The sequence below is a fragment of the Pelorhabdus rhamnosifermentans genome (assembly GCF_018835585.1).
In the GTDB taxonomy this organism is placed as follows: Bacteria; Bacillota; Negativicutes; order UMGS1260; family UMGS1260; genus Pelorhabdus; species Pelorhabdus rhamnosifermentans.
This window is the reverse complement of record NZ_JAHGVE010000003.1, coordinates 27,885-40,966: the sequence shown is the minus strand read 5'-3', so window position 1 is coordinate 40,966 and position 13,082 is coordinate 27,885. Positions and strand designations below refer to the sequence as shown.

Annotated in this window: 13 protein-coding genes; 3 read left to right on the top strand and 10 right to left on the bottom strand. The window is 41.6% G+C overall.

What is annotated here, in order from left to right:
- The first annotated feature begins 235 nt into the window (after positions 1–235).
- The gene (locus Ga0466249_RS05030; RefSeq protein ID WP_215828353.1) at positions 236–937 is read left to right on the top strand and encodes a DNA alkylation repair protein; all 702 of its coding nucleotides are present in this window, start codon (positions 236–238) and stop codon (positions 935–937) included.
- A 16-nt stretch (positions 938–953) separates the two neighbouring features.
- On the opposite strand, the gene Ga0466249_RS05025 is transcribed toward Ga0466249_RS05030, so the two are convergent.
- Positions 954–2,177 (bottom strand): ArsB/NhaD family transporter, encoded by a 1,224-nt coding sequence (locus tag Ga0466249_RS05025; protein ID WP_246588486.1) that lies wholly within the window; start codon positions 2,175–2,177, stop codon positions 954–956.
- Between the two features lie 204 nt (positions 2,178–2,381).
- Between Ga0466249_RS05025 and Ga0466249_RS05020 the strand changes: the two genes are divergently transcribed.
- Both Ga0466249_RS05020 and Ga0466249_RS05015 read left to right on the top strand, forming a co-directional pair.
- A complete protein-coding gene (locus tag Ga0466249_RS05020; protein WP_215828352.1) occupies positions 2,382–3,779 on the top strand; it encodes an amino acid permease in 1,398 nt (465 codons plus the stop codon).
- Between the two features lie 165 nt (positions 3,780–3,944).
- A complete protein-coding gene (locus Ga0466249_RS05015) occupies positions 3,945–4,739 on the top strand; it encodes an ATP-binding protein (RefSeq protein ID WP_215828351.1) in 795 nt (264 codons plus the stop codon).
- Between the two features lie 5 nt (positions 4,740–4,744).
- On the opposite strand, the gene Ga0466249_RS05010 is transcribed toward Ga0466249_RS05015, so the two are convergent.
- The 9 genes from Ga0466249_RS05010 to Ga0466249_RS04970 form a co-directional block, all read right to left on the bottom strand.
- Positions 4,745–6,016 carry an ArsB/NhaD family transporter gene (locus Ga0466249_RS05010; protein WP_246588485.1) on the bottom strand — a complete coding sequence of 424 codons (1,272 nt, stop codon included), beginning with the start codon at positions 6,014–6,016 and terminating at the stop codon, positions 4,745–4,747.
- A 149-nt stretch (positions 6,017–6,165) separates the two neighbouring features.
- Complete coding sequence (locus tag Ga0466249_RS05005) at positions 6,166–6,483, bottom strand: CC/Se motif containing family (protein WP_215828349.1); 318 nt, start codon at positions 6,481–6,483, stop codon at positions 6,166–6,168.
- A 229-nt stretch (positions 6,484–6,712) separates the two neighbouring features.
- On the bottom strand, positions 6,713–7,567 hold the full coding sequence (locus Ga0466249_RS05000) for a ferredoxin-like domain-containing protein (RefSeq protein ID WP_215828348.1): 855 nt from the start codon (positions 7,565–7,567) through the stop codon (positions 6,713–6,715).
- 46 nt (positions 7,568–7,613) lie between these two features.
- Positions 7,614–8,411: a glutamate racemase gene (gene murI, locus Ga0466249_RS04995; RefSeq protein WP_246588484.1), complete on the bottom strand. Its 798-nt coding sequence runs from the start codon at positions 8,409–8,411 to the stop codon at positions 7,614–7,616.
- Positions 8,412–8,591: 180 nt separating this feature from the next.
- Complete coding sequence (accC, locus tag Ga0466249_RS04990; RefSeq protein WP_215828347.1) at positions 8,592–9,953, bottom strand: acetyl-CoA carboxylase biotin carboxylase subunit; 1,362 nt, start codon at positions 9,951–9,953, stop codon at positions 8,592–8,594.
- Positions 9,954–9,994: 41 nt separating this feature from the next.
- On the bottom strand, positions 9,995–10,459 hold the full coding sequence (accB, locus tag Ga0466249_RS04985; protein ID WP_215828346.1) for an acetyl-CoA carboxylase biotin carboxyl carrier protein: 465 nt from the start codon (positions 10,457–10,459) through the stop codon (positions 9,995–9,997).
- Between the two features lie 63 nt (positions 10,460–10,522).
- Complete coding sequence (locus Ga0466249_RS04980; RefSeq protein ID WP_215828345.1) at positions 10,523–11,527, bottom strand: 5-oxoprolinase subunit C family protein; 1,005 nt, start codon at positions 11,525–11,527, stop codon at positions 10,523–10,525.
- Positions 11,524–12,249, bottom strand: coding sequence for a 5-oxoprolinase subunit PxpB (pxpB, locus tag Ga0466249_RS04975; protein ID WP_215828344.1), 726 nt, complete (start codon positions 12,247–12,249; stop codon positions 11,524–11,526). Before pxpB ends, Ga0466249_RS04980 begins: the two co-directional genes overlap by 4 nt.
- Positions 12,250–13,044: a putative hydro-lyase gene (locus Ga0466249_RS04970; RefSeq protein WP_246588483.1), complete on the bottom strand. Its 795-nt coding sequence runs from the start codon at positions 13,042–13,044 to the stop codon at positions 12,250–12,252.
- Positions 13,045–13,082: the final 38 nt, after the last annotated feature.

The window sequence follows — 13,082 nt, the reverse complement described above, 5'->3', positions numbered from 1 at the left end:
CATCACAACTCTCCTATTTCACTTATTTTTTGTTGTATAAAATATGATATAGGCAAATAGTTTGTTACTTGTTTGCAAAAAAAGCTAGAACATACAAGAAATTCATATTACAAATCACCTTCTAGCAAAGGTTTCCTATGCTTTTGCTACTTCATGCCATAATTTTAGCTATTATCATCCTTGTGATAAAATAAAACTAGCCTAGTCACACTAGATGCAAAACGAGGAGGATTACATGGAAAACGCCGTAAGAAGACGCATTTTCGAACTCAGGGATGAAAAATACCGACAATTTCACAGCAAGCTATTTCCTGGTATAGACAATATTTTAGGTGTACGCCTACCGCGATTGCGGGAACTAGCAAAGGAACTTGCCAAGAATGATTGGCGTGACTTTCTAGCAACAGCACAAGAAGATTATCACGAAGAAATTATGTTACAAGGTCTGGTCATCGGTTATGCCAAAGCGGATATAGAAGAAATTTTACATTACGTCACATTCTTTGTTCCTAAAATCACCAATTGGGGGATATGCGACAGCTTTTGCAACAGCCTCAAAATCACGAAGAAATATAAAACGCGTGTTTGGGAATTTTTACAGCCCTATCTTCTGTCACGCCAAGAATTTCAACTACGGTTTGGCATTGTCATGCTGCTGAATTTTTATATTGATGATGAATATATCGATCGAGTCTTAATGCTATTAGACAGGGCAAAACACGAGGGCTATTACGTCAAAATGGCTGTAGCCTGGGCAATTTCTATTTGCTTTATCAAATATCCAGCAAAAACCATGGCCTATTTAAAAAATAACACCTTAGATAATTTCACCTATAATAAGGCACTACAAAAAATCACGGAGTCTTTCCGCGTTGATAAAGAAATGAAAGCTACTATACGCAGTATGAAACGCAAAATAGCTGTCCAGCCAATATAAAGCCATAATACTGGAACTAGTTTATATACAACCATAGTATTCCAACTGTCGTCGTCACGATTGTCAAAGGAAATCCAACCTTGAAATATTCTAAAGCATGGATATGAACCTGCTCACGTTTTGCAATTTCGACGACAATCAAATTAGCAATAGAACCGGTAATCGTCAAATTTCCGGCTAACGTTGAAAATAAAGCCAAAGCCTTCCACCAATATTCTCCATTGATCGCAGGTATCATAAATTTCATTAATAAAACTGCTGGAACGTTACTTACTAGATTGGATAGAATGAGCGTCACGGCTGCAAAAGCTCCGATATTTTGCAAATCTGAAGAAATCAAATGTTCAAAAACGAAAGCTGCCAAGCCGCTACTTTCAACGCCAGCCACAATAACGAAAAGACCAATAAAAATAACAAGAAGATTAAAATCCACACTCGAATATACTTTATTGGGTTTAATGCGTCGCGTAATAAGCAATAAAGCTCCTCCCAAACTAGATGCCAACGCCAAATCATAGCCCGTAATATAAACGACTAGTACTAATATTAATACAATCAAACTTTTAACAATCAAGTACATATGAACATTACTGTCACTTAACAAAGATGCAGAACAATTTCCTTCCAGTTCCCTCCGGTAATAATATGACAGGACAAAATAGGCAGTGATTAAACCAATGACCGCAACAGGACTAGCCATAATAAAATAGGACATAAATGACATACCAGACAGACTGCCTACTAAGATATTCTGTGGATTACCTAAGAGTGTTGAAGCACTGCCAATATTAGAGGCCACTGCTACACCCAAAAGATGCGGCAATGGATTGCACTGGGCTTTTTTACATATAAGCAATACTACAGGTGTAAAAAGCAAGCAAATAATATCATTGATCACCAATGCCGACATGAGACCACTAGCTATAAGAACGGCTAAAAGCAATTGTTTTTTAGTATGGACTCTTTGGCAGACTATGTTTCCCACAAGTTCAAAAAAGCCGGCCAATTTCAAATTAGCCACTATGATCATCATGGAGAATAAGATAATAATCGTTTTATAATCAACAGCCGCTGTTGCGGCGCTAAATGATAATACGCCAGTACCAATCATCGCTACTGCTCCAATAATAGTTGCACCCGCACGATCCACCCTAAATAGTGGGCTCTTCCCTAGCGTGAATATGACGAGCAGAGCAACTAATATGAATCCAGCCCATAGCATTTCTATCTTATACTCCAAACTTACAACCCCCTGTTTTAGAAATTCGAATATTATTATAGCACGAAAATAGGGGAGTTCATTGATAGCTAAAAAATAACTAAGATGTTATGACATTATTTATATAGTAAAGTCTTGTTATTCCTACACAAATGTTCTAATATAAAAAATGCAGCTTATTAGACTCTCTGTTTCTTATATTTTTTCGATAAGGAGACTTTACATATGAAAATAAACGAGGAAGAACCCCAGCTATCTCGATCATTAAAAACACGACACATTCAGTTGATAGCCTTAGGCGGTATTATCGGCAGCGGCTATTTTCTAGGCACTGGCTATATCATCAGCACCACAGGCCCCGGTGCGTTTCTATCCTATTTGCTAGGTGGGATCATTGTAGTATGTGTGATGTGCTGTCTAGGTGAACTCGCTGTTGCCATGCCTATTTCAGGTTCGTTCGTAACCTATTCCAGAAAATTAATTTCCCCCGCATGGGCCTGTGGAGTGGGATGGTCATACTGGCTCACCTGGGTAACCTATATTCCCTCTGAAATGATTGCTGGCGGCATTATTATGAACAACTATTTTCCAGCCATTAGCGCCATGTGGTGGGCAATATTATTTGGTCTAATAGTTACTGTGATTAATTTATCGCAAGTCGAATCCTTTGGAGAAATTGAATTTTGGCTAGCGCTTATCAAAATTATGGCGTTATTTATGTTTGTTATGCTAGCTGCATTGATTTTTTTAGGAATTATTGGTGAACAAGGCTTTATCGGTACAAAATTTTTGTTATCTGATGGGGGCTTTACACCGAAAGGCCCGCTGTCCGTACTGCTAACAATGGTGATTGTCATGGTTAACTTTCAAGGCTCGGAAATCATTGGTCTAGCTGCTGGTGAAAGTGGTAATCCCGCCAAAAGCATTCCTAGAGCCATTAAAAACGTTTCGTTTCGCATTATCTCGTTATACCTTATTCCGATCCTACTATTGGTAAGCATTACGCCATGGCAAAAGGCCGGACTGGAAGAGAGTGTATTTGCCACGGCACTCAACAGCTATGGCATGCCCTGGGCTGGTGGGCTATTCTCTTTAGTCGTATTAACGGCTGCCCTTTCCTGTTCAAATTCAGGACTGTACGGCTGTAGCCGAGCTATTTTCGCTCTGGCACAGGAAGACATGGCTCCGCAGTGGTTAGCTAAACTTAATAGAAGAGGTGTTCCACAAAATGCTTCTCTCATATCCATCATTGGCTGCTGGATTACGATTATCTTCTATACACTAGATACGACAAAATCCGTATATACCTACATGTTGGCTCTATCTGGCTTTACTGGTGCTATTGCCTGGATTTCGATCTGCTGGTGTCAACTAAAATTCCGGCGGCGTCTGAAAAAGAACGGAAAAGATGCGTCGTCTTTGCAGTATCGGACCCCCTTTTTCCCGTATCTCACTCACTTTGGCATCTGGGCTCAGATCGCTTGCCTATTTTTTGTTGCCTATAATGAAGATCTGCGCACTTCACTCTACCTCGGTGTTCCTCTTCTCCTCTTACCGATTCTTTGGTACAAAGCCCGTGAATATAGCCGTCTAAGAGCCCTTTCTCATGCTCCAACCGACTGAAAATAATCCTGCTAAAAACAGCCGCTTAAAGAGCAGGCTGTTTTTTTATCACTTACGCTATTCTCGATTCGTCCCGCATTGCTGTCAGGAAAGCTAGCGACAGCAAAGGTATCATGTCGTTTTTAGTCGAAATAAGTATTATTATTATAAAATTTGGGGTGTCTTATGAAAGATACTGAAAAAAGCAAGGAACAACTTCTAAATGAAATCGCTGCTTTGCGCCAACAAATTCAGGTCATCACGGAAATTCACGAATCAGATATCGTCCGTGATATTACAGAGCTACAACAACTGCAAAATAAAATTACCCGCCTGGACCAATTAAAGCTAGTCGGTGAAATGGCTGCTAGTATCGCACATGAAATAAGAAATCCCATGACAACGGTGCGCGGCTTTCTTCAATTGCTCAGCGGCAAAAAAAAGTGCGCAGACTTCACAGATTATTTCACTCTCATGATTGAAGAACTGGATCGCGCAAATGCCATTATCACGGAGTTTCTTTCACTTGCCAAAAACAGAGCGGTATGTTTAGAACCACAAAACCTAAATTCAGTCATTCAGTCTCTGGCACCGCTTATTCAAGCTGAAGCAACACTTTCAAATAAAATTTTAAAACTAAAGCTGGCTAAGATACCGAATGTACTCATTGATGCCAAAGAAATCCGCCAACTCATTTTGAATCTTGCTTACAATGGTCTGGAAGCCATGCCAGCCGGAGCTTGCCTGATGATTAAGACCTATCAAGATAAAAATGAAGTCATTCTTGCTGTCCAGGATGAAGGCTACGGAATAGCGCCCGACCTTTTAGATAAGTTAGGTACCCCTTTCATAACAACGAAAGATACCGGAACAGGCTTAGGACTTGCTGTTTGTTATAGTATTGCCAACCGTCACAATGCGGTTATTACCATCGATACCAAAAAAAGCGGCACAACCTTTTTTGTAAAATTTAAGCAGTAACTTCTCTAATATAAATTAAACCAAATTTGGCAAATCACAATGGACAATATCATAAGTGGAAAAGCTACTTTAAAATATTGGCGAAAAGTAAGCGCTATGCCCTGTTTCTCGGCAATACCAGCGACAATCACATTGGCCGACGCCCCAATGAGTGTGCCATTTCCACCTAAACAGGCTCCCAGAGCCAGAGACCACCACACAGGTTCTAAGGACATACCAGAAATCTGCCCCATGTCTTGTAGCATGGGAATCATGGTAGCTACAAATGGAATATTATCGATAAAAGCGGAAGCAATGGCTGACAGCCAGAGAACGACGAGCGATGTTGCCATCACTTGGCCATGAGTAATGCTAAGAGCCCATTTGGCAAGCTCTTCAATAACACCCGTAGCCTTGAGTCCTCCGACTAGTACAAAGAGACCCACGAAGAAAAAGAGCGTCGGCCATTCCACATGAAGCAGAATATCTTCCGGTTCCTCCCGACTCAGGAGCATAAGCAACATAGCACCTGCTAACGCAATCGTAGCAGACTCTAAATGAAGCTGAGCATGTAAAATAAAGCCCAAAATTGTAAGTCCAAAAACAGCCAGTGATTTTTTTAATAGTTGCCAGTCTTTAATTACATCTTGAAAATGAAGTTTCAATACCTTCTGCCGACTATCTTCATCGACGTCAAGATCATTTCGATATAAAAAAGCTAAGAGACCAATAGTAATCACGAAAATCACCATACACACGGGAGCTAAGTAATAAATGAATTTATTAAACCCCAGTCCCGTAGCACTGCCAATCATAATATTGGGTGGATCACCAATAAGTGTGGCAGCGCCGCCAATATTAGAAGCCATAATCTCTGAAATCAAAAAAGGCGTAGGACTCACTTGCAGCTTTTCTGTCAAAGTCAATGTGACAGGCACAATAAGAAGTACTGTCGTTACATTGTCTAAAAATGCCGAAGCAACAGCTGTAATAACAGAAAGCAGTCCTAAAAGCCCGAGGGAATAGCCACGTGTAATACACGCCGCCCAAATAGCAATAGCTTCAAAAACACCTGTCCTTCTAGTAATTGTAACAAGAACCATCATCCCGATAAGCAGGCCCAGGGTATTAAAATCAATGTTATCCTTAATCGCAATATCTTGACTTACAAATCCCAGTATAAGCATGATGATGCCCCCTGTCATGGCCACAATCATGCGATGCACTTTCTCCCAGATAATAAAAACATAAGTAACAAGAAAAATCGCGATAGAACCATAAAAAGCTATGTCATGCAAAATAAAATCCACTCCTTCAACTCGATCATTGCAAAAAAAACAGGAGAAACCCTTGGTGACAGGCTCCTCCGTAAACTCACTCAGTATATAATTATTAGAATAATTTATCATATCTATTATAAATAGTCAAATCGCTTTAGCAAATGACTTTAATCCTCCACCGTAGCAATCAGCGTTTTCACAAATAAAACCCGTTTGATCTTAACATGAAGAATTTGAAAAAAATCAGCTAAAGAATTTTCATAATAAACGATGACACCATCCAAACTTTGTTCACTATATTCACTACTTTTATAATCCGTACTTTTTCCAAGCCATACTCTGATGTGATTTTTAATCTCTTCTTTGGCCAAATGATTGAAGGGAATATTATTCTCTTTGATGATTTCAATCGTAATAATATGATGAGAAATATCGCGATTTAAAATATACTTTCGAGCATCTGCATCCATATGTACCTGCATCATTGTTACCCCTTTCGTAAATCTCCCACACAACAATAAAATGCTTCTTCAAGGCACAATCATTTTACAAATTTTTTTATGAATAATATTATCATATCCTTTAACCTACGACCTGTCAATTCACCACGTCATAAAAAGAAGGCAAAATGACCATAACTCCGCCACTATTATTACAAAAAGCAGTAGGCCCCAGTTAACCAACAATTTCTTGGCTTTCATAGGCCTACTCTTTTTATTGCGATATTTTTTCAATTACTTTTTGTTTAAAGTCCGCCAGACCCGTTTTCATTAGCAGAAAATGAAGGCGTTCTCCCTTATCAGCGAGTTCTTCGTAAGCTAACAAAATAGCCTCTAAATAAGAAATAACTTGTTCTTCTTCAACAAAAGAGGCCAAAAGTTCGCCCTCACTTGAGTAACGGCCACCCTTGCCACCGACATAGATATGATACCCCTGACGTCCGGGATGTAACGCTTTTTTAGGACACAGACGAATACATACGCCACAAGACAAACATTTGGCAGCATCAATGTGCAGCGTTCCATCCTGAATACTCATGGCCTTGGACGGACAACGCCGCACACAAGCACCGCAGGTGACACACGATTCATGATGAATAAGCGGTTCAACAACCCCTTTAAATCCAATATCATTGCCTTGCGGCTTTGTACAGGAATTGGGACAACCGCTAATGGCAATTTTGGTTTTCGCTGGCAAGTCTTGCGTAACAAACTGAGCATCTAACTTTTCAGCCAATATACGCGTCGTCCGGAGCCCATAGGGACAGCTGTCTGTTCCAGGGCAAGCCACAACAGGGCGCATTCTTGGCCCGCAGACAGCAGGCAACAGCCCCGCATCACGAACAGCCTGCAGCGCCTCCTCAAAAAGTTCTTCTTTCACGCCAGGAATTTCCACGGCTTGCCGCGTTGTAACATGAACTTGTCCGTTACCATAACGTTCAGCAAGGTCGGCTAACTTGCGCAACCCTTCTGCTGTCATGTTGCCTGCGCGATTGCGCACACGCATAATAAGATAGTCTTGTTGGCGCTGTGGAATAAACCCAAAACGCTTATAATCCGGTTTTGCCATGACGTCATCTCTTTTCATCTAAAAAATGTGTACCTCATGTTATTCCCTATAATATCCGATTTAACCTGTCAAACAGCTGACTATACTGCTGGACTTTTTTCTCATCTTCTACTTTCACGCCGGAAAGATAGTATTCAATAGCACCACTTCCCGTATGTAACAAAGCCTGACGTCTTTCTAACGTTCTTTTTAAATTTTTGACTGTACCGACACTACCATCAATGATCGCTGTCTGCGCAGGAAATAATTTTTGCAACATATCTTTAAAAAGCGGGAAATGCGTGCACCCCAGTACAACTGTACTGTACTGGTTTAAATCAAGTCCACTAAATGCTCGGGTAAGGTAAGGCAAAACAACCTTTTCATCAAATTGAAATTTCTCAGCGAATTCCACTAAGCCAGGTAAAGGCACGCCATCAGCAATATGATCGCTATCCAAACGCGCCACAAGCTGATGATAACGATCTTGTTGCAGTGTCAATCGCGTAGCTAGCACTAACACTCTTTTACCAGGTCTTTGCCCAATTTCGAGAGCTGGTTTCACAGCAGGTTCAATGCCGAGAATGGGAATATTATAGGCTTTTCGCACATCATCCGCAGCGGCGCCTGTCGCCGTATTGCAAGCAATAACAATGGCTTGCACATTTTTTTTCACCATAAAATCAACTGCTTCAAACACATACTTTTTTACTTCAGCTTTGGATTTTTCTCCATAAGGAACATGCTTCGTATCGGCATAATAAAGATAATCCTCATCAGGTAATATTTTAAGTGCTTGGTAAAGTACGGTAAGCCCGCCAATACCTGAATCAAAAATACCAATTTTATTTTTTTCAGTCATCATTATACCCCTTTCTTGCATTCTACCTATCACATGGCAACAAAAATCATCATGCTGCAATAAACACTTGCCTTAAAAACACTCATTCATTCTCATCTATAGCTATGATTATAGCAAAAAACATTCCAGATGAAAAACCGAAAACACACGCCAAATGGCGTGTGCTGCGTGCTACATAAATTCTTATTCCCCTTCTTGCTGAAACAAATGTCCATGTGTTTCTAAAAAGCTCGTATTACAAGCCCCTTTGATAAACATTTCTTGTTTAAGCAATTGCTGATGAAAAGGAATGGTCGTTTGAATACCTTCAATGACAAATTCACCTAAAGCTCGCTTCATGCGTTCAATGGCTTCTTGGCGATCATTGCCCCAGACGATGACCTTGGCTACCATAGAATCATAAAAGGGTGGAATTTCATAGCCAGCATAAGCGGCACTATCAACGCGTACACCGATACCGCCTGGCGGAAGATAAGCTGTCACCTTACCTGGCGACGGCATAAAGTTCTTAGCGGGATTTTCGGCGTTGACCCGACATTCCATAGCCCAACCATGGACTTTTACATCTTTTTGCCCAAATGACAGAGGCAACCCTGCTGCAACAGTAATCTGCTCTTTAATCAAATCACGCCCCGTCGTCATTTCCGTCACCGAGTGTTCTACTTGAATACGCGTATTCATTTCCATAAAATAAAAATTTCCGCTTTTATCTAATAAAAATTCTACCGTTCCAGCACTATAATAGTTGGCAGCCTTCGCTGCGAGTATGGCGGCACGTCCCATCTTTGCCCGCACCTTCTCATCCAGGGCTGGCGATGGAGCCTCTTCAAGCAGCTTTTGATGACGCCGCTGAATCGAACAATCCCGTTCACCAAGATAAACAATATGGCCCTCTCTATCCGCCATAATCTGCATTTCAACATGTCTTGTTTCTTCTAAATATTTTTCCAAGTAAACACCGGCATTACCAAAAGCAATTTCAGCTTCTTTCTGGGCTTGACGAATGGCCTTTCGTAATTCGTCCTCATCGGAAGCAACACGCATGCCTTTCCCGCCGCCACCAGCCGTTGCTTTGACAATCACGGGATAACCAATTTCCCGCGCAATAATAACTGCCTTTTCCACATCTTGAATAAGCCCCTCTGTACCAGGTACAGTAGGTACGCCAGCCTGCTTCATTGTTTCTCTTGCAACGGCTTTGGCACCCATCTTTTTAATCGCTTCGGCAGTAGGACCAATAAATGTAATTCCGCTGGCCTCGCAGATTTCAGCAAAATCGGCATTTTCAGCCAAAAATCCATAACCGGGATGAATCGCATCGGCCTGAGTAAAAACAGCGACACTCATAATCCGAGTAATATCTAAATAACTTTTATTCGAAGCTGCCGGCCCAATACAATAGGCCTCATCAGCAAGTTTGACGTGCAAAGCTTCCTTATCTGCTGCTGAATAAACTGCAACAGTTGCAATGCCCATTTCACGGCACGTTCGAATAATTCTTACAGCAATTTCTCCACGATTGGCAATAAGCACTTTTTTAAACATTGACCTTCCCCTTTGTATGTGACTCTATTGCACAAAAAACATTATTCAGGCTTTACCAAAAACAGGGGTTGTCCATATTCAACAAATTCCCCATCTTTCACAAGTATTTCCACGATTTCGCCCTGTTTTCCCGCTTCGACTTCGTTAAACAACTTCATTGATTCCAGTACACAGACAACGGTATCTTCTTGAACTTTTTGACCGACTTTCACAAAAGCAGCGGCTTCTGGTTCAGGTGCAGAATAAAATGTCCCCACAATAGGCGCAACAATTTTATAAAGCGAATCGCTGGCAGGAGATTCAATAACCTGCTTTGAAACTTGCTTTTCTATTGCTACAGGCAATACGGCGGATTCCTGAAGAATCGGTGAAGTTGGAGAAGTTACAGCAGAATTTTCCCCTTTGACAAGGACCAACTTTGTTGATTCTTGTTCAAGTTCTAAACGTTGTAGAGACGATTGATCAAAAAGTTTAATAAATTCTTTTATTTCGTCGCTGTTAAGCATTTGTTTCACTCCTCAAAATAGCTTAGGCTAGGACATCTAATATAAAACCAAAAGTCTTAGCAATCATGATTGCAGTTTTAAACTCACAGCCGCTTTTAATTGAGCAAAGGCTTTTTCTTTTGCTAGATAAAGTCTTTCTGCTTCTGCCACAGAAACTTCCTGAAATGAAAGAAGCGAACCCGGTTTACTTTGCGCTATGACAGCAACATCTACTGCTATAACTTGTGCAATCTTGGGATAACCACCTGCTGTTTGTCTGTCTGCAAGCAAAATAATTGGCTGACCATCAGGCGGTACCTGAATAGCTCCTAACGTAATGCCTTCGGATATCATTTCTACTTGATGAGCTAATTTTAAAACCGCTCCTGACAACCGGTAACCCATGCGATCAGACTGCGGCGTCACGCGAAAAGAATCTGTCAAGAGTGCATTTTTACTGGCCTCCGTAAATAAGTCAAACTGTCGGCCGCGTGTAATGCGAATGGCTCTTCCAGACGAAATAGCCGTTTGACCGCGTCCAGCACACCAATCTGTCGAAACAAAAGAAACCGCTGAATGTTGTTTCACAAAATGCTGAATCATGCGCAGAGATGTTTCTTGCGGTGCTTGAACAGAAAGAACATCGCCTTTTTGGAGGGACCGTCCATGAAATCCGCCCAAACCAGCACGGAGGTAGGTACTCTTACTCCCCATCACTTTTGGAACGTCATAACCTCCGGCAACAGCTAAATAAGCACGGCAACCCGATTGACAAGCACCAAACTTTATTATACTGCCAGCCTTTACATATACAGGCCGCCCCATCGGCAAGATCCGCCCATCAATAGTAGGTGACAAATTTCCTCCTGTCACAGCCAACAATGTATCGTCGTCAAATTTCAGCTTAGGCCCCATGAGTGTCACCTCAAGGGCTGCCTCCCCTTCATCATTGCCAACTAACAAATTGGCGAGTCTCAGTGAATAAACGTCCATGGCACCACTAACAATAATCCCTTGTTTTTGATAACCGACCCGTCCCAAGTCCTGAAGGGTCGTTAAAAGGCCAGAATGAAGAATATGAATAGTCATTGGCTTTTCTCCTTATATTCTTCAAATTTCTGCGCAGAAATGGGACGAAATTGAATCAAATCGCCCGCTTGCAGCAAACTTGGGGAATCATTATAGGGACGAAAAAGCGTTAAAGGCGTCCGACCAATGAGTTGCCACCCACCTGGCGTAGTAATAGGATACACACCGGTTTGCAAACCCGCAATACCGACTGAACCGGCTGGGATGGCAGGACGAGGCGTTATACGGCGCGGTGTGGCAATACGTTCAGACATACCGCCTAAATACGGAAAACCAGGGGCGAAACCAATCATATACACTAGACATTGATTGCTTACATGAATCTGAATGACTTCATCCACGGTAAGATGATTATGCTCGGCCACATATTCCAGATCAGGCCCAAACTCTCCGCCATAACAGACTGGAATTTCTACAACACGAGGGGATTTTAAGGCTGAGTCATCCAGTTTTCCAAGAATTTTTTCTAACAAGGAACAAACAATTTCACAGGAAAGCTTCCTTTGATCTCTCCCTGATTCTTGTTGACTGTTTTTCACTTTCACAGGATCATAAAATACCGTCACACTGGCATAAGCAGGCATGTATTCAATCATGCCTAGAAAAGGCTCTGTGTCAAGAACCTCTGTAAAAGCCATTACCTTATAATGAATCTCAGGATGAATGCCTGTACCAAATTCAACAATAACAGCTGATTCACCGCAGGGAATGAGCTGAATCAATTATAACACCCCCAGCTCTGCATCACGAATATCCGTAATAAACATATGTCCTGGCGCATGCGTAATCATCAATTCAGGCTTGACTTGCATCGCCGCAGCTTGAGGTGTAACACCGCAAGCCCAGAACACCGGGACCTCACCAGGCTTGATTGTAACAGCATCACCAAAATCCGGTTTAGCTATATCTTTAATGCCAATTTTCGCAGGATTACCGATCTGAATCGGAGCACCATGAACAGCCGGAAAACGGGAAGTAACCTGGACGGCTCGCACAACATCCTTTTCAGGAATCGGACGCATGCTGACAACAACAGGACCTTCGAAGCAGCCTGCTTTTACACAGGGAATATTGGTCTTATACATGGGAACATTGCAATTTTCCTCAATATGACGAACAGGAATACCATTATCAAGTAAGGGATATTCAAAGGTAAAACTACAACCGAGTAAAAAGGCAACCATATCCTCTTCCCAGTATTTCTTAATATCCGTTACTTCCTCCACTAATTCACCCTGCCGATAAATGCGATATTTGGGAATATCCGTTCTTAAATCCGCGCCAGGCGCAACAAGCTGGGGAATCGGTGCTCCTGGTTCTGTTACATCGAGAACAGGACAAGGCCTAGGATTGCGTTGACAAAACAGCAGAAAATCAAAAGCCAACTCTTTTTTCAGAATGGCCAAATTCGCTTGCGTAAATCCTTTGGCCATTCCTGCTGTTGGTTTTACCCATTCGTTTTTCCGTATCATGGCCCGGATTTGTGCCGGACTCATAGCTGAAACATCCTTCATCATCTATTCCTTCTCTCACTAAAACCATTAAGTATCAGTTA